Source organism: Streptomyces akebiae (assembly GCF_019599145.1).
Classification (GTDB): domain Bacteria; phylum Actinomycetota; class Actinomycetes; order Streptomycetales; family Streptomycetaceae; genus Streptomyces; species Streptomyces akebiae.
Map to the genome: position 1 here is coordinate 8,370,213 of NZ_CP080647.1, position 19,856 is coordinate 8,390,068.

The 19,856-nt window shown below is 72.5% G+C and carries 18 protein-coding genes; 12 read left to right on the forward strand and 6 right to left on the reverse strand.

Annotation, left to right across the window (positions count from 1 at the left end; all coding sequences use genetic code 11):
• Positions 1-158: 158 nt before the first annotated feature.
• The 3 genes from K1J60_RS36290 to K1J60_RS36300 all read right to left on the reverse strand — a co-directional run bounded on the left by K1J60_RS36290 (position 159) and on the right by K1J60_RS36300 (position 3,263).
• Complete coding sequence (locus tag K1J60_RS36290; protein ID WP_220649909.1) at positions 159-842, reverse strand: gamma-glutamyl-gamma-aminobutyrate hydrolase family protein; 684 nt, start codon at positions 840-842, stop codon at positions 159-161.
• A 74-nt stretch (positions 843-916) separates the two neighbouring features.
• Positions 917-2,356 (reverse strand): ethanolamine permease, encoded by a 1,440-nt coding sequence (eat, locus tag K1J60_RS36295; protein WP_220649910.1) that lies wholly within the window; start codon positions 2,354-2,356, stop codon positions 917-919.
• 160 nt (positions 2,357-2,516) lie between these two features.
• Complete coding sequence (locus K1J60_RS36300) at positions 2,517-3,263, reverse strand: FadR/GntR family transcriptional regulator (protein WP_220649911.1); 747 nt, start codon at positions 3,261-3,263, stop codon at positions 2,517-2,519.
• 105 nt (positions 3,264-3,368) lie between these two features.
• On the opposite strand from K1J60_RS36300, the gene K1J60_RS36305 reads away from it, so the two are divergent.
• The 4 genes from K1J60_RS36305 (at position 3,369) to K1J60_RS36320 (ending at position 7,887) form a co-directional block, all read left to right on the forward strand.
• Positions 3,369-4,727 (forward strand): glutamine synthetase family protein, encoded by a 1,359-nt coding sequence (locus tag K1J60_RS36305; protein WP_220649912.1) that lies wholly within the window; start codon positions 3,369-3,371, stop codon positions 4,725-4,727.
• Between the two features lie 8 nt (positions 4,728-4,735).
• Entirely contained in the window at positions 4,736-6,109 is a 1,374-nt protein-coding gene (locus K1J60_RS36310) for an aldehyde dehydrogenase family protein (RefSeq protein WP_220649913.1), read from the forward strand.
• Complete coding sequence (locus K1J60_RS36315) at positions 6,106-6,897, forward strand: 3-oxoacyl-ACP reductase (RefSeq protein WP_220649914.1); 792 nt, start codon at positions 6,106-6,108, stop codon at positions 6,895-6,897. The genes K1J60_RS36310 and K1J60_RS36315 overlap by 4 nt, the downstream gene beginning before the upstream one ends.
• 66 nt (positions 6,898-6,963) lie before the next feature.
• A complete protein-coding gene (locus K1J60_RS36320) occupies positions 6,964-7,887 on the forward strand; it encodes a DUF2510 domain-containing protein (protein WP_220649915.1) in 924 nt (307 codons plus the stop codon).
• Positions 7,888-7,939: 52 nt separating this feature from the next.
• On the opposite strand, the gene K1J60_RS36325 is transcribed toward K1J60_RS36320, so the two are convergent.
• Positions 7,940-9,142, reverse strand: coding sequence for an amino acid deaminase/aldolase (locus K1J60_RS36325; protein WP_220649916.1), 1,203 nt, complete (start codon positions 9,140-9,142; stop codon positions 7,940-7,942).
• A gap of 1,027 nt (positions 9,143-10,169) precedes the next feature.
• On the opposite strand from K1J60_RS36325, the gene K1J60_RS46955 reads away from it, so the two are divergent.
• Together K1J60_RS46955 and mycP are read left to right on the forward strand one after the other, a co-directional pair.
• Positions 10,170-12,020 carry a hypothetical protein gene (locus tag K1J60_RS46955; RefSeq protein ID WP_317619736.1) on the forward strand — a complete coding sequence of 617 codons (1,851 nt, stop codon included), beginning with the start codon at positions 10,170-10,172 and terminating at the stop codon, positions 12,018-12,020.
• Positions 12,017-13,408, forward strand: coding sequence for a type VII secretion-associated serine protease mycosin (mycP, locus tag K1J60_RS36335; RefSeq protein WP_259408068.1), 1,392 nt, complete (start codon positions 12,017-12,019; stop codon positions 13,406-13,408). The genes K1J60_RS46955 and mycP overlap by 4 nt, the downstream gene beginning before the upstream one ends.
• A 9-nt stretch (positions 13,409-13,417) precedes the next feature.
• Here mycP and K1J60_RS36340 read toward each other — a convergent pair whose 3' ends face one another.
• Positions 13,418-14,419, reverse strand: a complete 1,002-nt coding sequence (locus tag K1J60_RS36340; protein ID WP_220649917.1) for a class A beta-lactamase-related serine hydrolase — start codon at positions 14,417-14,419, stop codon at positions 13,418-13,420.
• Positions 14,420-14,568: 149 nt separating this feature from the next.
• Between K1J60_RS36340 and K1J60_RS36345 the strand changes: the two genes are divergently transcribed.
• A complete protein-coding gene (locus tag K1J60_RS36345) occupies positions 14,569-15,330 on the forward strand; it encodes an SseB family protein (RefSeq protein ID WP_220649918.1) in 762 nt (253 codons plus the stop codon).
• Here the strand turns inward: K1J60_RS36345 and K1J60_RS36350 are convergent.
• Positions 15,321-15,677 carry a DUF1844 domain-containing protein gene (locus K1J60_RS36350; protein WP_046919552.1) on the reverse strand — a complete coding sequence of 119 codons (357 nt, stop codon included), beginning with the start codon at positions 15,675-15,677 and terminating at the stop codon, positions 15,321-15,323. The genes K1J60_RS36345 and K1J60_RS36350 overlap by 10 nt on opposite strands.
• Before the next feature lie 371 nt (positions 15,678-16,048).
• Between K1J60_RS36350 and infC the strand changes: the two genes are divergently transcribed.
• From infC to K1J60_RS36375, 5 genes are all read left to right on the forward strand, one after another.
• Entirely contained in the window at positions 16,049-16,726 is a 678-nt protein-coding gene (gene infC / locus K1J60_RS36355; protein WP_220651865.1) for a translation initiation factor IF-3, read from the forward strand.
• A 131-nt stretch (positions 16,727-16,857) separates the two neighbouring features.
• A complete protein-coding gene (rpmI, locus tag K1J60_RS36360) occupies positions 16,858-17,052 on the forward strand; it encodes a 50S ribosomal protein L35 (protein WP_004933563.1) in 195 nt (64 codons plus the stop codon).
• Positions 17,053-17,165: 113 nt separating this feature from the next.
• Positions 17,166-17,549 (forward strand): 50S ribosomal protein L20, encoded by a 384-nt coding sequence (rplT, locus tag K1J60_RS36365; RefSeq protein WP_184896197.1) that lies wholly within the window; start codon positions 17,166-17,168, stop codon positions 17,547-17,549.
• A 246-nt stretch (positions 17,550-17,795) separates the two neighbouring features.
• Complete coding sequence (locus K1J60_RS36370; RefSeq protein ID WP_220649919.1) at positions 17,796-18,641, forward strand: TrmH family RNA methyltransferase; 846 nt, start codon at positions 17,796-17,798, stop codon at positions 18,639-18,641.
• A gap of 53 nt (positions 18,642-18,694) precedes the next feature.
• Entirely contained in the window at positions 18,695-19,831 is a 1,137-nt protein-coding gene (locus K1J60_RS36375; RefSeq protein ID WP_220649920.1) for a sensor histidine kinase, read from the forward strand.
• Positions 19,832-19,856 lie beyond the last annotated feature (25 nt).

Below are 19,856 nucleotides of genomic sequence, written 5' to 3' on the forward strand. Positions count from 1 at the left end.
CCTTCAGGGGCGCGGGGAACTGCGCGACCAGCCCCCACCGGACCCGCGGATGGGGGGTTGGGGGATGGGGGTCGAAGGGGCGCAGCCCCTGGTGGGGCACTTCGGTGGAGCATTTGGGTGGAGCACTTGGGTGGAGCACCTCCGCTCAAAGCCCCGTGTCAGGCCGTCGCCGCCGTCACCAGTGCTCGCATCACCCTTACGTCCTCGCCCATCTCCGGATGCCACTGGACGCCCAACACCCAGGCGGGGTGCGGTAGTTCGATGGCCTCGATGGTGCCGTCGGAGGCGTGGGCCGAGTCAAGCAGGCCGGTGCCGAGTCGGTCCACGGCCTGGTGGTGGTAGGTGGGGACGTCGGTCTCCTCGGGGACGAGGTCGCCGTAGCGCGTGCCCGGTACGGGCTTCACCGCGTGGCGGCCGAAGACACCGACCTCGGCCACGTGGTCGTCGACGTGCTGGATCAGCGTGCCGCCGAGGGCGACGTTCAGCAGCTGCATGCCGCGGCAGATGCCGAGGAGCGGGGTGCCGGTGTCCAGCGCCGCCCGGATCAGCGCCAGCTCCCACGCGTCGCGCTCGGGCGCGGGCGGGCCGCAGCGCGGGGAGCGCTCGGCGCCGTAGCGGGCGGGGTCCACGTCGGGCCCGCCCGCGATGACCAGGCCGTCGAGACGGGCGACCGCCGCGGCGGCGTACGACGGGTCGTCCGGCGGCAGCATCGCGGCGACGCCGCCCGCCGCCTGGACGAGCCGGGGATAGCCGATCGGCAGCAAGGCCGCCTCCAGCTCCCAGACACCCCAGCGCGCGCCGGACTCCAGATACGTACTCACACCGATCAACGGCCTGGTCACACATGCTCCTCACGAAGGGAACCCATGGAACCCACGGAACCCACGGAGTTCTCGGATCCCATGGGGCGGAACGTTCAGTCCCGTGCCAACTCTGCCTCGGCCGCGGCCAGCGCGGCGAATTCCTCCTCCGGCGCCTTCGCCACCAGGTGCTTGCGGCTGTAGAACCCGAAGTACGCCGCCGCGACCGCGTACACGCCGAGCGCGATGAACGCCGCCGTCACGTCCACCAGGAACGTCGCCACCAGCGCCGAGCACGCGAGGACGAGGGCGACCGAGGAGGTCAGCACGCCGCCCGGCGTGCGGTAGGGCCGTTCGAGCCCCGGCTCCCGGCGGCGCAGCACGATGTGCGACAGCGACATCAGCGCGTAGCTGATGGTGGCGCCGAAGACGGCGATGTTCAGCATCCGGCCGCCGTCCCCGGTGGCGGCGGCCAGTGCGAAGCCGATCGTGCCCGGGACCAGCAGTCCCAGGTACGGGGCCTTGCGGCTGCTGGTGAGGGACAGGACCCGGGGCAGGTAGCCGGCCCGGGAGAGCGCGAAGAGCTGGCGGGAGCCCGCGTAGATCAGCGAGAAGAACGAGGCCACGAGGCCGGCCAGACCGGCGTAGTTCACGAAACGGCTGAGCGCCGTGGCCTCGCCGTTCGGCTGGAGCGCCTCGACCAGCGGGTTGCCGGCCGCCTGGATGGCGTTCGAGCCGCGCGCCCCGGCCGCGGCGAAGAAGGTGATCACCGCCAGGACCACCAGGACGGCCATCGACCAGCGGATGGCCTTCGGCAGCGTACGCGCCGGGTCCCTGGTCTCCTCGGCGGCCAGCGGCACGCCCTCGACGCCCAGGAAGAACCACATGCCGAACGGGAACGCCGCCCAGATGCCCAGCAGCCCCATGGGCAGCCAGGAGTTCGCACCGAACGCGGCCGTGTCGACCGGGATGTCGTCGAGGCCGGACACACTGAAGTCGGGCAGCGCGCCCAGGGCGAACACGATCAGGGCGAGGACCGCGATGCCGGTGACGACGAAGCTGGCGATCAGCGCCTCACCGACCCCCCAGAGGTGGATGCCGATGAAGATCGCGAAGCAGACGAGGTAGACCGGCCAGCCGGACTCCAGGCCGAACAGCCCCAGCGACTCCACATAGTCACCGATGAAGATCACGATGGCGGCCGGGGCTAGCACGTACTCGATCAGGATCGCCGTGCCGGTCAGGAAGCCGCCCCACGGGCCGAGCGCCCGGCGTGCGAAGCCGTACCCGCCGCCCGCCGTGGGGAGGATCGCGGACAGCTCGGCGAGGGCGAAGACCATACAGGCGTACATGGTGCCCATGAGCACCGTGGCGATCGCCAGACCGCCGAAGCCGCCCTCCGCCAGGCCGAGGTTCCAGCCGGAGAAGTCGCCGGAGACGACATAGGCGACGCCGAGGCCGGTCAGCAGCACCCAGCCGGCGCTGCCCCGGCGGAGCGTCCGGCGCTCCAGGTAGTCGTCCGCCGCATCGGCGGTGTCCGTGGCTTTCAGGGACATGGCGCACTCTCCCCACTCAAAGGAATGGATCCATACCTTTGTGGGGTAGGTGGCCGAAAAGCAATACCCCTGCGTTACGCATCCGTAAATCCATGAGGTCCGTACCCGTTGGCCGGGCCCGTCCTCACCCCTGTTCGCACCACCGCCCGGCTCGCCGTCCTCACCCCAGGAAGCCGCGCAGCAGGGCCGCCGTACCCGCGCAGTGTTCCCGCATGATCTCCCGCGCCCCCTCGGCGTCCTCGTCGAGGACGGCCTCGACCAGGGCCGTGTGCTGCTGCTGCGAGTGCTCCAGGTTGCGCACCAGCAGCGGGATGCAGTCGAGCAGGTCGTTGACCCCGGCGCGTACGCCCGCGTACTGGGCGGCGAGCGAGGGGGAGCCGGACAGCTCGGCGATGGTGAGGTGGAGCAGGGTGTCCAGCCGGCGGTACTCGGTGAGCGGCGCGTTGTGGGTGCGCGCCAGGGCCGCGCGCAGCCGCTCCGCCTGCTCGTCGGTCAGACCGTGCGCCGCGCAGAGCCCCGCCGCACCCACTTCCAGCACCTCACGGAAGCGCAGCGTGTCCTCGACGTCGATGCCCTTCAGGCGTCGGCGCAGCTCGTCCTCGTCCGGCGTGGCGACGCGGGGCAGCACGAACGTGCCGCCGTACCGCCCGCGGCGCGCCTCGATCAGGCCCTGGTCCTGCAGCACCTTCAGCACTTCGCGCAGCGTCACCCGGCTGATCCCGAGCCGCTCCGCCAGCTCGCGCTCGGCCGGCAGCCGCTCGCCGCCCGGGACCAGGCCGAGTCGGACCACCTGGAGGATCTGCTCCAGCGCCTCCTCGAAGCCGTTGCCCGCCCGGACCGGACGCAGGACGGACGCCAGTCGGTCGTCGGCCCATGGAGTCTCCGGTTCCGCCCCTGTCCGCGACATGTGACCGTTCCCCCTTCCCAACTAATGGTTACGGGTAATACCTTATGGCTCCCGGATGGCTGAATGGCTCCGGGGTGGCCGAAGAAGCCCCTAGGAGGCTTTCCCGTGGCAGACCGCACACCCCCGCTCTCCGTCGAGGAACTGCACACCCTCGTCGCGGGCGGTGAGATCGACACTGTCGTCCTGGCCTTCCCGGACATGCAAGGGCGCCTCCAGGGCAAGCGGTTCGCCGCGCGCTTCTTCCTCGACGAGGTACTCGCCCACGGCACCGAGGGCTGCAACTACCTGCTCGCCGTCGACACCGAGATGAACACCGTCGACGGCTACGCGATGTCCTCCTGGGACCGCGGCTACGGGGACTTCGCCATGCACCCCGACCTCAGCACCCTGCGCCGGGTGCCCTGGAACGAGGGCACGGCGATGCTCATCGCCGACCTCGCCTGGAACGACGGCTCACCGGTCGTCGCCGCGCCCCGCCAGATCCTGCGCCGCCAGCTGGAGCGCCTCGCCGAACTGGGCTACACGGCCAACGTGGGCACCGAGCTGGAGTTCATCGTCTTCAAGGACACCTACGAGCAGGCCTGGGACGCCGGCTACAAGGGCCTGACCCCGGCGAACCAGTACAACATCGACTACTCGGTCCTCGGCACGGGCCGTATCGAGCCGCTCCTCAGAAGGATCCGCAACGAGATGGCGGCCGCCGGGCTGACCGTCGAGTCCGCCAAGGGCGAGTGCAACCCCGGCCAGCACGAGATCGCCTTCAAGTACGACGAGGCCCTGGTCACCTGCGACCAGCACGCCGTCTACAAGACCGGCGCCAAGGAGATCGCGTCGCAGGAAGGCGTCTCGCTCACCTTCATGGCGAAGTACAACGAGCGCGAGGGCAACTCCTGTCACATCCACCTCTCCCTCGCGGACGCCGACGACACCAACGTCATGGCCGACGGACATGAGATGTCCCAGGTCATGCGGTACTTCCTCGCCGGACAGCTGGCCGCCCTCCGTGACTTCTCGCTGCTCTACGCCCCCAACATCAACTCCTACAAGCGGTTCCAGCCGGGCTCCTTCGCCCCCACCGCGGTGGCCTGGGGCGTCGACAACCGCACCTGCGCGCTCAGGGTCGTCGGCCACGGCCGCTCGATGCGCTTCGAGAACCGGCTCCCCGGCGGTGACGTCAATCCGTACCTCGCCGTCGCCGGACTGATCGCGGCCGGTCTGTACGGCATCGAGCAGAAGCTGGAACTGCCGGAGGTGTGCGGGGGCAACGCCTACGCCGCCGAGTACGACCACGTGCCGACCACCCTGCGCGAGGCCGCCGAGCTCTGGGAGAGCAGCCCCATCGCCAAGGCCGCCTTCGGGGACGAGGTCGTCGCGCACTACCTGAACATGGCCCGCGTCGAGCTGGCGGCCTTCGACGCCGCCGTGACCGACTGGGAGCTGCGCCGCTCCTTCGAACGTCTGTGAGGAATCCCTTGTCCCAGCACCACATCCTGGACGTCCTCAACCCGGCGACGGAGGAGGTGATCGCCGCCGTCGCGGGCGCCGCCGAGCACGACGTCGACGCGGCCGTGCGCCGGGCGGAGAAGGCACAGCGCGCCTGGGCCGTCGTCGCCCCCGCCGACCGGGCCCGGCTGCTGCGCCGCTTCGCCACCGCGGTCGACGACCACGTCGAGGAACTCGCCCGCCTGGAGGTCCGCGAGGCCGGACACACCATCGGCAACGCCCGCTGGGAGGCAGGCAACGTCCGGGACCTGCTCGACTACGCCGCCGGCGGCGTCGAACGGCTCTCCGGCCGGCAGATCCCGGTGCCCGGCGGCATGAACGTCACGATCCTCGAACCGCTCGGGGTCGTCGGCGTGATCGCGCCCTGGAACTTCCCCATGCCGATCGCCGCCTGGGGCACCGCACCCGCACTCGCCGCCGGCAACGCCGTCCTCCTCAAGCCCGCCGAGACCACTCCGCTCACCGCGCTGCGCCTCGCCGAACTCGCCCTGGAGGCCGGGCTCCCGGAACACCTCTTCCAGGTCCTGCCCGGGCGCGGCGACATCACCGGCGAGGCCCTCGTCCGGCACCCCGGAGTCGCCAAGATCGTCTTCACCGGCTCCACCCGGACCGGCAAGCGCGTCATGGAACTCTGCGCCGACCAGGTCAAGCAGGTCACCCTCGAACTCGGCGGCAAGAGCCCGAACATCGTCTTCGCCGACGCCGATCTCAAGGCGGCCGTCGACCCGTTCTCCTTCCTCGACAACGCCGGCCAGGACTGCTGCGCCCGTACCCGCGTCCTGGTCCAGGAGTCCGTGTACGACGAGGTCCAGAGCCTGCTCGCCGAGTCGCTGGCCGGCGTGGTCGTGGGCGACCCCGCCGACGAGAAGACCCAGATGGGCCCGCTGATCTCCCGTCAACAGCTGGACCGCGTACGGTCGTTCGTGCCGGACGAGGCATCCGCGCTGCGGGGCGGCGCCCCCGAGGGGCCCGGCTTCTGGTTCCCGCCGACCGTCCTCACCGGGGAGCGGCCCGACTCCGCCGCCGCCCGCGAGGAGATCTTCGGCCCGGTCGCCGTCCTGCTGCCCTTCACCGACGAGGCGGACGCGATCCGGCTCGCCAACGACACCCCGTACGGCCTCTCCGGCTCCATCTGGACCCGGGACGTCGGCCGAGCCCTGCGGGTCTCCCAGGGCGTCCGCGCGGGCAACCTGTCCGTCAACTCCCACTCCAGCGTCCGCTACTGGACCCCCTTCGGCGGCTTCAAGCAGTCCGGCATCGGCCGTGAGCTGGGCCCGGACGCACTCGCCGCCTTCACCGAAACCAAGAACGTCTTCATCAGCACGGAAGGCCCCGCACAGTGACCTCGACGCCCCCTGAGAACATCTGCCGCCGCCTGGTCGGCCGCACCGCCGTCATCACCGGTGCCGGCAGCGGCATCGGCCTCGCCACCGCGCGCCGGCTCGCCGCCGAGGGCGCCCACATCGTCTGCGGCGACGTGGACGAGGCACGCGGCAAGTCGGTCGCGGAGGAAGTCGACGGGATCTTCGTGAAGGTCGACGTCACCGACCCCGAGCAGGTCGAGGCGCTGTTCAAGACCGCCTACGACACCTACGGCAGCGTCGACATCGCCTTCAACAACGCGGGCATCTCGCCGCCCGACGACGACTCCATCCTGGAGACCGGCCTGGAGGCCTGGAAGCGGGTGCAGGAGGTCAACCTCACCTCCGTGTACCTGTGCTGCAAGGCCGCGATCCCCTACATGCGCCGTCAGGGCAAGGGCTCGATCATCAACACCGCGTCCTTCGTGGCCCGGATGGGCGCCGCCACCTCCCAGATCTCGTACACGGCCTCCAAGGGCGGCGTCCTGGCGATGTCGCGGGAGCTGGGCGTGCAGTTCGCCCGGGAGGGCATCCGCGTCAACGCGCTCTGCCCGGGGCCGGTGAACACCCCCCTCCTCCAGGAGCTGTTCGCCAAGGACCCGGAGCGGGCCGCCCGCCGGCTCGTGCACATCCCGGTCGGCCGGTTCGCCGAGGCGACCGAGATCGCGGCGGCCGTCGCGTTCCTCGCCAGCGACGACTCGTCGTTCGTGAACGCCACCGACTTCCTGGTCGACGGCGGTATCTCGGGCGCGTACGTCACCCCGCTCTAGGGGCCCCAGGCGGCACATCCCCGACGACCGGAACACCGACCCCGCCGGTGTGATTAGAGTGCCGGGATGAGCAGTTCGCCGCCCCCCGGCTGGTATCGCGACCCGTCCTACCCGCTCACCGAACGCTGGTGGGACGGGACCACGTGGACCGACCACCGGCGCCAGCCGGAACAGCCCGTGCCGCCGGTGCTCCAGCCCCAGCCGCCCGCGCGCCGGGGCCCCGGCCGCACCAGGGCCGTGGCCCTGGCCGCCGTCGGAGCCGTCCTGGTGGCCGGGGCGGTCACCGGCGGCGTCCTGCTGCTGGGCGAGGACGGCGACGGCGGCCGGCAGACGAGGACCACCACCGCGTCCCCGACCTCCGAGGCCGAGGACAGCCCGTCACCGACGAAGCCCGCCACCCCGTCCCCCTCCGGGGACGCCGACGTCGTCGTGGACGGCCTCAACGGCATCTCGTTCCCGATCCCCGACGGCTGGGAGAACGGCGACCGATCCGGTGAGGAGGACGCCGTCCTCGTCACCGACGGCACCTTCGACTGCCCCGGCGAGGGCAGTGTCTGCCGCGGTGGCGTCGTCGTCTCACGGACCGTCACCGGCAGTGACGAGACCTCGCCGAAGATCCTCGCCGAGAACGACATCGCGGACGCCGCGAACGACGCCTTCGACCGCGACGCCCTGGAGCAGCAGCCGTACGACGGCATCACGGGTCACGAGGTCGTCGGTTCCGGTTCGGTCGCCGTCGCGGGCCGCGCCGGCTACTACGTGCGCTGGCGGGTGACGACCGGGGCCGGGGCCGGCGGCTACGTCCAGTCCCTCGTCTTCCCCTCCAGCAGTGGCTCCGAGGCCCCGGTCCTGGTCCGGTTCGCCCTCGACGCGGGCGACGACGGCCCCCCGCTCGACGACATCGACGAGATCGTCGAGGGCATCCGGCCGGCGGTCGACGCGGACACCGACACGGGCGGGGGAGTGGGCAGCAGCCTCGGACCCTCGTGATCCCCCGGGCGAGGCCCCGGGAACCCGAGCCCGGGCTCCCGGTCCCCCGGACCTACAGGAACGTGTGACCCTCGCCCCGGTACGTCGGCACGGTCGCCGTCACCTCGTCGCCCTCCACCAGGTGCAGCACGTCGAACCGCTCGCACAGCTCACCGGCCTTGGCGTGCCGGAACCACACCTTGTCCCCGAGCAGCAGATCGTCGGCGGGCGCGCCGAGCAGCGGGGTCTGCACCTCCCCCGGACCCTCCTGCGGGTCGTACTTCAGGCCCTCCGGCAAGTACGGCACCGGCAGCCGGTCGCGGCCGGGCGCACCGGAGGCCGGGTAGCCGCCGCCCAGGACGGTGACGACGCCGACACCCGGGCGTCGTACGACGGGCATCGCGAACAGCGCGGCCGGACGCCCCGTGAACGAGGTGTAGTTGTCGAAGAGCCGAGGCACGTACAGCCCGGACCCCGCGCCGATCTCGGTGACCGCGTCCTCGGCCGCCGTGTGCTGCACACTGCCCGTGCCGCCGCCGTTCACGAACTCCAGGTCCGGCGCCACCCGCCGGACGGCGCGCACCACTTCGGCCCGCCGCGCGGCCAGCTCCTTCTTCGCGGTGGCCTGCATCAGCCGGATGGCACGCGACCGGAACGGCCGCCCGGCCACCGAGTCACCGACACCGGCGACATGACCCTCGTACGCCATGATCCCGACCAGCTTGAACCCCGGGCGCTCGGCCACGGCGCGGGCCATCTCGCCGACCTGCGCGGGGGAGTGCAACGGGGAGCGCAGGGCGCCGACGCGCACCCGTCCGCCGAGCAGCTTCAGCGAGGTGTCCAACTCCAGGCAGACCCGGACGACTTCGGTGCCGCCGCGTCGCGAGTTGTCGATCAGCTGGAGCTGGGCCGGGTCGTCGACCATCACGGTCACCGCGGCGGCGAGCTTGGGGTCGCCCGCCAGTTCGGCGAACGCCGCGTGGTCGGCCGACGGGTAGGCCAGCAGGACGTCGTCGAACCCGGAACGGGCCAGCCACAGGGACTCGTCGAGGGTGAACGACATGATGCCCTGGAAACCCTCACGGGCCAGGACCCGCTCCAGCAGCGCCCGGCAGCGAACGGACTTGCTCGCGACGCGGATCGGCTTGCCGCCGGCCCTGCCGACGAGGTCGTCCGCGTTGGCGTCGAAGGCGTCGAGGTCGACGATCGCCACAGGGGCGTCGAGATGAGCTGTGGCCCGGTCGTACCGGGCCCGGTCGGCGGCGCGCGCAGTCATGCACGAAGCCTGCCAGACATGATTACCGCAGGGTAGGGGGACGTTCCGGGCTAAAGCCGCGGTCCCGCCGACTGGTTCCCGTTCGACCGGGGCCAACCCGTAGAGTGACGCGCACGCAGGGACGACCTCGACGGGGATGCCGATCCGCTGCCACGGGTATGGCTTGCCCGAGGTGTCGGCGGGCCGTCGTCGGGCGACTCCCACGGTATGCGCGACGACCGCTCCCCACGGGTGGTCGGTCACCCGGACGACCGTCGGGTCTGCCGGAACGACGACCTCCGGGTCGGCGGGAAACGACGACCTCCGGGTCTGCAAGGGACGAGGAAACGGGGGGTGCATGAGCACGGAAGCGCGTCGCGCCTCCATTCCCCCACGCCCCCCGGTCCCACCCCGCCCCTCCATACCACCGGGCCAGGACCCGTCGGCCGCGACGCCGGGCACCCCGACGGACACCACGTACCCGACCACCCCGGCACCGGACACCACGTACCCGGCCGCCCCGAACCGGCCGCCGTCCCGCGAGACCGCTTCGGACCGGCAGACACCGGGCAGGGGGCCGACCACGACAGGTGGCTCGGGATCGCGTCCATCGGCCGGTGGCGGCCAGGGAGCGCGGCCGGCCGCGGACGGCGGATCGGGATCGGTGCCGTCGGCGAGGCGGGCGTCCGGGTCGGACCGGGCGGCCTCCGGAACGCAGGGAGCCCTTCCTCCGCTCGGCTCCGGTCCGACGGGCGGCTCCTCGGCGCTGCCGCCCCGCCCCGATCGCGCGCCCTCCGCCGGGGGCGGGACGACCGTGCCGCACCGCCCGCAGCGGCCGCCGGTGGCGGGTGCGCCCGCACGACCCGGCACCCCGCCCCGTCCGGCCTCGGCGCCCCCGTCGACGCCGGGCACGGCACGGGACGTACGGCACCCGGGTGCGGCGGAATCGCCGAACACCGGTGAGAACGGCCGGAGTTCCGGCGGTCCGGGCGAGTCAAGGCCCTCCCGCGCCCGAAGCTCCGGCTCGGCGGCCGGTCACGCGGACCCCATGCGAGGCTCCCGACAGCCGACCACCCAGCGCCCCGGCCACGGCTCCGGCCAGACGAACGGGCGCAACCCGGCGCACGGTTCGGGTGAGGCGACGGAGCAGACTCCCGCCCGGAGCGCCGGGCAGGCGGCGACCGGTCGTGGTCCTGGGCGCGACTCCGGGCAGGGCATCAACGGGCGTGGTCCCACGCGAGGTTCCGGTCAGTCGTTCGGGCAGAGCGCCGGGCGGAGCTCCGTCGCGGACGGTGGTGGCGGCCAGCGCCGCGCCGAACACCCGCGCTTCTCCGACTTCCGACGCACCGCGAACCAGAACACCGGCGCCCCCGCCACCCCGCCGCCGCCCCCGGCGGCCTCCGCCCGTTTCCCGGACACGCCTCCGGCGACGCCGCCCCCTTCCCGTGACGACCGACGAGCGGCCCGGACCCGTTACCCGAACACCCAGCCGCCCACCGCGACCCGTTTCCCGGACGGGCCGCCCGCGGCGTCCGCCCGCTTCCCGGACGAGCCGCCGGCCGCCCGGCGCCCGGACGACACCCCGCCCCCGGCCTCGGCCCGCTTCCCCGATTCCCCACCCGCCGCGCACGACACCGGACGCCGTACGGCCGCTGCCGCGCAGGCCTCGGGCGCCCGAGCCGGTGACCCGGGCGCGCCCCTCGGCGACCGCGCCTCCTGGCACACCGGCCCTTCGGGGACCTCCGCCGACGGCGCACCCCCGCGTTCCGCCGGGCGTGTCCCCGAGGGTGGTCCGTCCCGTCCCGCCGACCGCCACGGCTCGTCACCCCGCCCGCCCGAACAGTCCCCGACGTCGGCGCGGCGCGACCGCGTACCGGCTCCCGGAGGCACCGTGCCGCCCCCGGCCTCGCCCCGCCGACGTCCGCTGCCCGAGGAGGCCGGCCCCGAGGGGACTCCCCGGCCGCGGCCCCTCACCCCCGAGCCCCCCGGTGGCTGGCAGCCTCCGTCGAGTTCCTCCCGGCGGTCGGCCGAGGCCCTCGACGGCGTGCTCGGAACGTCTTCCGGGCGACCCTTCGTGACGTTCGCGCAGCCGGACACCTCTGCCTGGACGCCGCCGGACCCGCACGACGGACGGCGCACACCCCGGCCCACCAAGGCGCGGGCGGCGGCCGTGGCAGCGTGCGTGGTGCTCGGCATGGGACTCATCGGCGGTGCGGCGGCCGGGAGTTGGCTCACCGGGGACGCGGGGGCGGACGACTCCCGCACCACCTTCGCCACGGCCGGCGAGCTGTGGCACGGCGTACCCGTCGACGCGCTGTTCCCGCCCACCGTCCAGGGCGAGGGCGCCGGACCCGGTGGCACCGACCGCACCTGGACCCGGATCGCCGTCGCGCCCGACAGCGGCTGCGCCGACGCCTTCGATCCGCTGCTGCGCAAGGCCCTCGCCCCGGTCGGCTGCCTGCGGCTGCTGCGCGCCACCTACACCGACGCGACCCGCAGCAACGTCACCACCGTCGGCCTGCTGTTCACCAAGACGGACGCCGCCGCCATGACCGCGCTCAGGGCCCGTTTCGCGAAGGACGGCCTCGACCGCCGGACCGATCTGATGCCCCGCCCGTACGCCGCCGAGGACACCGTCGCCGCCGGCTTCGGTGACGACCAGCGGGCCTCCTGGACGATCTCCGTCCTCACCGACGTCCCCGTGGTCGTCTACGCCGTCTCCGGCTTCGCCGACGGCCGCACCGTCACCGATCCGCAGGCCGCCGCGGACGCGATGAAGCCCGGTGCCACCACCGCCCCCGCCCAGTCAGGTCTCGGCCACGAGGCCAAGGGCCTCGCCGACCGCATCGAACGCGGCCTGCGCAAGACCGCCGCGTCCGCCACGGAGCAGCCCTCATGAAAGCCGACAAACCCGAGACCGCCGTACCCGCCCGGCCGGACGGGCGGGCCGAGACCTTCACCGTCGCACCGACCGCCGAGGAGACGGAGCGGACGGGGCGGGTGGAAGCGCCGACGGGGGCGGTCGGAAACGTGCGGCCGACGAGGGAGGCGGCAGCACCGCGGGCCGACGCCCGCCTGGGCGCCGCCGACGTCGGTCGACGCGGACCGCGTCGGCGTCTGCGGACCGGCCTGCTCAGCGTGCCCCTCGCCGCCTCCCTGGCGCTCCTTCCGTCCACCGCCGCGCATGCCGACGGCATCCGGGACCAGCAGTGGGCGTTGGACGCGATGCGCACGCAGGAGGCGTGGCGTACGACGAAGGGCGCCGGGATCACGGTCGCCGTGCTCGACACGGGCGTCGACGACGAACACCCCGACCTGGCCGGCAACGTCCTGCCGACCAAGGACATGGTCGGCTTCGGGGCCTCGCGCGGCGACCGCTCCTGGGCCCGGCACGGCACCGCCATGGCCGGCATCATCGCCGGACACGGACACGGCGTGAACCGCTCCGAAGGCGTCCTCGGCATCGCTCCCGAGGCCAAGATCCTCCCCGTCCGCGTCATCCTCGAGGACGGCGACCCGGCCCGCTCCGAGGCCCGCAGCACCCGGGGCAACGCCCTCGCCGACGGCATCCGCTGGGCCGCCGACCAGGGCGTCGACGTCATCAACCTCTCCCTCGGCGACGACTCCGAGTCCGCCCACCCCGAGCCCTCCGAGGACGCCGCCGTCCAGTACGCCCTGGCGAAGGGCTCGATCGTCGTCGCCTCGGCCGGCAACGGTGGCGAGAAGGGCGACCACGTCTCCTACCCCGCGGCCTACCCGGGCGTGATAGCGGTGACCGCGGTCGACGAGGACGGCGACCGCGCCCCGTTCTCCACCCGCCGCTGGTACGCCACCGTCAGCGCCCCCGGCATGCACGTCGTCATCGCCGACCCGGACCGCAAGTACTACGAGGGCTGGGGCACCAGCGCCGCCGCGGCCTTCGTCTCCGGCGCAGTCGCCCTCGTCAGGGCGGCCCACCCTGGCCTGAGCCCCGCCCAGGTCAAACGCCTCCTGGAGGACACCGCCCGCGAGGCGCCGGTGGGTGGTCGCGACGACTCCCGGGGCTTCGGCTTCGTCGACCCGGCCGCCGCCATCGAGGAGGGTGGCAAGCTCACGCCCGACGACCTCGAGGCCGCGTCGTACGGCGGCAAGTACTTCGGCTCCGGCCCGGACCCGGTCGAGGAGGAGGACCCCACCGCCGGCTGGACGGCCCCCGCCGCGGGCGGCCTCGGCGTGGTCCTGCTGATCACCGCGGTGGTGATCTGGCGCGGCCGGGGTCGCGGCCGACCCGACGAGTTCATCGTCTGACGCCCCGCGCTACGAGGCGCCGGCCGCGTCCGCCACGTCGGCGCCTTCCGTGTCCGCGAAGATCGACACCGCCGCCTTCGCCGCCGCCTCGACCGACGAGATTCCCTTCGCCTTCGTCGAGTGGCCGTCGGACACCACGGCGACCAGATAGTCCCGCCCGTCCACCGAGACGCGGCCGACGCTGTTGATGTCCCACAACCCGGTGGCGGTACGGGGCAGCCACCCGTTCTTCAGGGCGAAGCCGGACCCCGAGGCCCCGCCCGTCGCCGCAGCCGAGACACCCCAGTCCTGGCCCTCGGCGATCCGCCCCATCAGATCCTGGACGTACGCCCGTGAGGCCTCGCTCAGCTCGGAGCTGTCGTCGTCCCCGAACACCTGCCGGAGCAGGACGAGCTGATCGGCCGCCGTGGTCTGGGTGAGGCCCCAGTACAGCCCGTCGCCGCCCGCGGTCGCCGTCAGCCCGAACCGCTCGTTCGCCGCGTCCAGGCCCGCCGCCTGCCCGATGGCCTTCCACAGCGCCGTCGCGGAGACGTTGTCGCTGTCGCGGATCATCGCCGAGGCGTACGCCCTCTCCTGCGCGGTGAGCCGCCGGTCCGCGTCCTGCGCCTGGAGCAGCAGTGCCGCGAGGATGTCCAGCTTGACGATGCTTGCGGTGTCGAACCGGGCGTCCCCGTACCCGGCCGAGTCGCCGGACGCCACGTCGAGCACGGCCACGGACACCGCCGCCCCGTCCTCGACGGTCACCTCCGCCAGGGCCGTCGCGAGCAGTTCGGCGTGATCCACCTCGGGTGCCGCCACCGGTTCCACCGACGCCTCCTCAGCGACCACCGCCGAGGGTGTCGGCGGCCCCGACGACGATACGGCGGGAACGCGGCCGTCGTGCGCCTGGGCCCGCATGAACACCGTCCCCGTGGCCGTGCCGCCCACCAGGACGAGAGAGGCGAGCGCGAGGTGGAGGAGCGGACGGCGCCCGGACGTACGGGCGCGGCGCTGGGCTCGGCGAGAGGGCATGCCGCGATGGTTCTGCGCCGGGCTGTGCGTGTGGTTAGGCGCTTGTTAGATGGTTGTCAGGGATGACTGAGAAAACCGTGAGTCAGGTGACAGCCACGTTTCCGGCCTGCCGAACGCCCAGGAGACTTCCCCCGATAGGGTCGACGACCGTGGCGAACAAGAACATTCCCGACCCCGGCTTCTCCGACGACGACGGTTCCGCCGACCCCCGGCTGAGCGCCGCGCTCGTCGCCTGGGCCGACGACCGGACCGCCGTGGGCCCTGTCCTCGAAGCGCTCAAGGGTGCCCGACTGCTCGTGCCCGTCGTGGCCGTGCTCGGCGAGGTCGAGGTGGACGAGAACGGGCTGCGCCGCGAGAAGACCAGCGAGATGGCGGTGCCCACCCTCAAGGCCGGCGGCCGCACCGCGCTGCCCGCCTTCACCTCCACCGACAGCCTCGCCCGCTGGGACCCCGCCGCCCGCCCCGTCGCCGTACCGCTGCACCAGGCCCTGCAGGCCGCCGCGCACGAGAAGGCCGACACGATCGTCCTGGACCTGGCCGGCCCCGTCCCCTACGAGCTGACCGGCCGCGCCCTGCTCGCGCTCGCCGAGGGCCGCACCACCACCGACCCGCTCGCCGACCCCGCCGTCCTGGACGCGGTGCGCTCCGCCGTCGCCGCCGAGCCGGCCGTGCTCCGCGCCCACCTCGGCCCCGGCCGGGCCGACGGCACCCTCGCGCTCGTCCTCGACGCGACCGCGCCCCCGGCCGAGACCGCGCAGTCCGTCGCCGGACGCCTCGCCGCCGACGACACACTGAGGGCCCGCCTGGTGCGCGGCCTCGACCTGGCACTGCTGCCGGCCGGGGCGACACCACCGGGCGAGCCCCTGTACGTACGGGCGCAGCCGTCGGGGACGGCCGACGGTCAGCCGTAGACCGGGCCCGTGTACTTCTCGCCCGGGCCCTGGCCCGGCTCGTCCGGGACGAGCGACGCCTCGCGGAACGCCAGCTGCAGCGACTTCAGGCCGTCGCGCAGCGGGGCCGCGTGGAAGGAACTGATCTCGGTCGCGGACGCGTCCAGCAGACCGGCGAGGGCGGTGACCAGCTTGCGGGCCTCGTCCAGGTCCTTGTACTTGTCGCCCTCCTCGGTCAGGCCGAGCTTCACCGCGGCGGCGCTCATCAGGTTGACGGCGACCGTCACGATCACCTCGACCGCGGGGACCTCGGCGATGTCGCGGGTCATCGAGTCGAAGTCGGGGTTCTCAGGAGGGGTCTCACTCATGCCCCACACGATAGGCCCCGCCACGTACCCCCCGACCTGCGGGAGCCCGCCGCGGCCCGATTGGCACGTCAGGTTTGAACCCGGTATGGTGGTGTCAAAGACCGGCTGGACACCTGTGTGCCCGGCCCGCAAGTGGAGGCTCCGCACTCCCACCTGACTGTCCTCCGGGACGGCAGGTCACCCGGTCAGACGGCCCCCACCGTTCCGTACGGACGGTGGAGTCGTCCGATACTGCGCCCCGCGGCACACCCGCGGCGGTGCTCCGGCAGTACATGGAGCCCCGCCTGTGTTCCGTCCGGGGCATTTTTCATGGCTCCCGGTGGTTGGTCCTTATGTCAACCAGACATGACGCGGCGGTCCGCCAGACCGTCGTGTGGTGCTACCGAGGAGGATCCATCAGCGCCGAGCCCCGCATCAACGACCGGATTCGCGTTCCCGAGGTGCGACTTGTCGGTCCCAGCGGCGAGCAGGTCGGGATTGTTCCGCTTGCCAAGGCCCTGGAGCTTGCGCAGGAGTACGACCTCGATCTCGTCGAGGTGGCCGCGAACGCCCGTCCGCCGGTCTGCAAGCTCATGGACTACGGGAAGTTCAAGTACGAGTCGGCCATGAAGGCCCGTGAGGCGCGCAAGAACCAGGCGCACACGGTCATCAAGGAGATGAAGCTCCGGCCGAAGATCGACCCGCACGACTATGACACCAAGAAGGGTCACGTCGTCCGGTTCCTCAAGCAGGGCGACAAGGTCAAGATCACGATCATGTTCCGTGGTCGCGAGCAGTCCCGGCCCGAGCTGGGCTACCGACTGCTGCAGCGTCTCGCGGAGGACGTCCAGGACCTCGGGTTCGTCGAGTCGAACCCGAAGCAGGACGGCCGCAACATGATCATGGTCCTCGGTCCGCACAAGAAGAAGACCGAGGCGATGGCCGAGGCCCGTCAGGCTCAGGAAGCCCGGAAGGCGGAAGCGAAGGCCAACCCCGGCAAGTCGCAGAACGCCGCCGAGATCGAGCACGTCGAGGTCGAGGCGCCGGCCGAGGAGCCTGCCGAGGCGTAAGTCCCCGGGACGCGAGTCCGGGGGAAGCCCTGGACACCGGTCCAGGGTGTCAACCGATAGAAATGACGTTCCGTCGTGCCCGGTTTCGCGACCGGGCACCGGAGCGCCACTGACGAGGAGAGAACGGCGCTATGCCGAAGAACAAGTCGCACAGCGGTGCCAGCAAGCGCTTCAAGGTCACCGGCTCCGGCAAGGTGCTCCGTGAGCGCGCCGGCAAGCGCCACCTGCTCGAGCACAAGTCGTCCCGCGTGACGCGTCGCCTCACCGGCAACGCCGAGATGGCCCCGGGCGACGCCGCGAAGATCAAGAAGCTTCTCGGCAAGTGACGCGACGGCGCCCGATCGTCCGTCGATCTCCGCGCGCCGTACGTCAGGACCGGGACCCCATCGATTTCGGGTCGTGTGACGACAACCACGGCCCCGCTACAAGGAGTTAACAAGTGGCACGCGTCAAGCGGGCAGTCAACGCCCACAAGAAGCGCCGGGCGATCCTCGAGCAGGCCTCCGGCTACCGCGGTCAGCGTTCGCGCCTGTACCGCAAGGCCAAGGAGCAGGTCACCCACTCGCTGGTCTACAACTACAACGACCGCAAGAAGCGCAAGGGCGACTTCCGTCAGCTGTGGATCCAGCGCATCAACGCTGCGGCCCGCCAGAACGGCATGACGTACAACCGCCTCATCCAGGGTCTGAAGGCCGCCAACATCGAGGTGGACCGCAAGATCCTCGCCGAGCTGGCCGTCAACGACGCCACGGCCTTCGCCGCGCTGGTCGAGGTCGCGCAGAAGGCGCTGCCGGCGGACGTGAACGCGCCCAAGGCGGCGTGACGCTCGCGCTGGCTGAGCCGTGTGAGATGTGAACCGGACCCGCAGGTGCTTGCCGCCTGCGGGTCCGGGTGTTTTTCGGGTGCGTTGTCGGGCGCGGGCCGGTGGGGCTTCTCGCGCAGTTCCCCGCGCCCCTGAAAGCCCAGCCCCTGCTTTTCAGGGGCGCGGGGAACTGCGCGACCAGCCCCCACGCACCCGCGCCCGACAACGCACCCGAACCCCCCGAGCCTCCGATCCAAAAGGTGACCCATGCCCGCCGTCCCCGAGTTGATCTCCCCCCGGTCCGCCCGCGTCGCCGCGGCCCGTCGGCTGGCGAAGCGGAACTTCCGGGGGAAGGACCGGCTGTTCCTGGCGGAGGGCCCGCAGGCCGTCCGGGAGGCCACCGGGCGCGCGGACACCTTGGTCGAGCTGTTCGTCACGGTCGACGCCGCGGAGCGGTACGCCGACATCGTCGGAGCCGCCCGCGCCGTCGGCGCACGCGTCCACCTCGCCGACGAGGCCGTCATCGCCGACATCTCCACGACGGTCACCCCGCAGGGACTCGTCGGGGTCTGCCGGTTCCTGGACACCCCCTTCGAGGAGATCCTCCAGAGCCGCCCCAAGCTCGTCGCCGTACTCGCCCACGTCCGCGACCCCGGCAACGCCGGCACCGTACTGCGGTGCGCCGACGCCGCCGGAGCGGAGGCCGTCGTGCTCACCGACGCCTCCGTGGACCTCTACAACCCCAAGGCCGTGCGCGCCTCCGTCGGGTCGCTGTTCCATCTGCCGGTGGCCGTCGGCGTACCCGTGGAAGAGGCCGTCGCGGGACTCAAGGACATCGGCGTACGCGTCCTCGCAGCCGACGGCGCCGGCGACGACGACCTCGACGCCGAGCTGGACAAGGGCACCATGGGCGGGCCCACGGCCTGGGTGTTCGGCAACGAGGCCTGGGGGCTGCCCGAGGAGACCCGGGAGCTGGCCGACGCCGTCGTCCGCGTACCGATCCACGGAAAGGCGGAAAGCCTGAACCTGGCGACCGCCGCCGCCGTATGTCTCTACGCGTCCGCCCGTGCACAGCGCGCCTTCGGAGGGTGCCGCACCGTCACGCCCAGCTAGTAGGGTGACGGGCTCGGGGGCCCACTGCACAACGCGAGAGGTGGGGTACGGGGATGAGGGTCGGCACGAGCAGCACACCGGTGGCACGGGACGTGCTCGCCGCATCCGCGGCCCGGCAGGGCGATCTCGCCGAACTGGGCATCGACCCCGACGACCTCCCCGACGGACTGGTCGTGGCCGACGAGAACGGCCGCGTGATCTGCTTCAACGCCGCCGCCGCCCGGATCACCGCCACCCCCGCCGCCGACGCCCTCGGCCGACACCTCGAACGGGCCCTCCCCTTAGAGGACCTCGAAGGGCGCCGCTGGTGGCAGCTGACCGACCCCTACGGGGGGCTCGCCATCCGGGTCGGGCAGCCCGAGCGGAACCTGCTGCTGCCCGGGGCGCGCGAGATCCTGGTATCGGCCCGCTACATCCGTACCGAACCCACCGGCCCCGTCCGCCGCGTCGTCGTCTCCCTGCGCGACACCGAGGCCCGGCGCCGCACCGAACGCAGCCACGCCGAACTCATCGCCACCGTGGCCCACGAGCTGCGCTCACCCCTGACGTCGGTCAAGGGGTTCACCGCGACGCTGCTCGCCAAGTGGGAGCGGTTCACGGACGACCAGAAGAAGCTGATGCTGGAGACCGTCGACGCCGACGCCAACCGCGTCACCCGGCTCATCGCCGAGCTGCTCGACATCTCGCGGATCGACTCCGGGCGGCTGGAGGTGCGCAGGCAGCCCGTCGACATCGGTGCCGCCGTCGGACGGCACATCCAGGCGTACGTCGCCGCCGGACAGCCCGCCGACCGGTTCCTGCTGCGCGTGGAGCAGCCGCTCCCCGCTCTGTGGGCGGACCCCGACAAGATCGACCAGGTGCTGAGCAACCTGCTGGAAAATGCGGTGCGGCACGGCGAGGGAACCGTCACGATTGACGTCACGCCCACGGTGTCTCCCCGGGAGGGGGAGGACACCGGCACGTCGGTCACGGTGAGCGACGAGGGCAGTGGCATCCCGGAGGAGTCCATGAACCGCGTCTTCACCCGCTTCTGGCGGGGCAGCAAGCGCGGCGGCACCGGTCTCGGGCTGTACATCGTCAAGGGCATCGTCGAAGCCCACGGCGGCACCATCACCGTCGGACGCGCCCCCGGCGGCGGCGCCGAGTTCCGATTTACGTTGCCCGTGGCGGCACCGGCCTACCTGGCCTGAGCACCACGGGCGCGTTCGCAAGCCC

Bases quoted from the DNA above. Each gene is read 5' to 3' on its own strand.
- rpmI (WP_004933563.1), top strand. From the start codon at position 16,858: ATGCCGAAGAACAAGTCGCACAGCGGTGCCAGCAAGCGCTTCAAGGTC.
- K1J60_RS36300 (WP_220649911.1), bottom strand. From the start codon at position 3,263: ATGTCGCGGACAGGGGCGGAACCGGAGACTCCATGGGCCGACGACCGA.
- eat (WP_220649910.1), bottom strand. From the start codon at position 2,356: ATGTCCCTGAAAGCCACGGACACCGCCGATGCGGCGGACGACTACCTG.
- mycP (WP_259408068.1), top strand. From the start codon at position 12,017: ATGAAAGCCGACAAACCCGAGACCGCCGTACCCGCCCGGCCGGACGGG.
- K1J60_RS36340 (WP_220649917.1), bottom strand. From the start codon at position 14,419: ATGCCCTCTCGCCGAGCCCAGCGCCGCGCCCGTACGTCCGGGCGCCGT.
- K1J60_RS36375 (WP_220649920.1), top strand. From the start codon at position 18,695: ATGAGGGTCGGCACGAGCAGCACACCGGTGGCACGGGACGTGCTCGCC.
- K1J60_RS36370 (WP_220649919.1), top strand. From the start codon at position 17,796: ATGCCCGCCGTCCCCGAGTTGATCTCCCCCCGGTCCGCCCGCGTCGCC.
- K1J60_RS36325 (WP_220649916.1), bottom strand. From the start codon at position 9,142: ATGACTGCGCGCGCCGCCGACCGGGCCCGGTACGACCGGGCCACAGCT.
- K1J60_RS36350 (WP_046919552.1), bottom strand. From the start codon at position 15,677: ATGAGTGAGACCCCTCCTGAGAACCCCGACTTCGACTCGATGACCCGC.
- K1J60_RS46955 (WP_317619736.1), top strand. From the start codon at position 10,170: ATGCGAGGCTCCCGACAGCCGACCACCCAGCGCCCCGGCCACGGCTCC.
- K1J60_RS36320 (WP_220649915.1), top strand. From the start codon at position 6,964: ATGAGCAGTTCGCCGCCCCCCGGCTGGTATCGCGACCCGTCCTACCCG.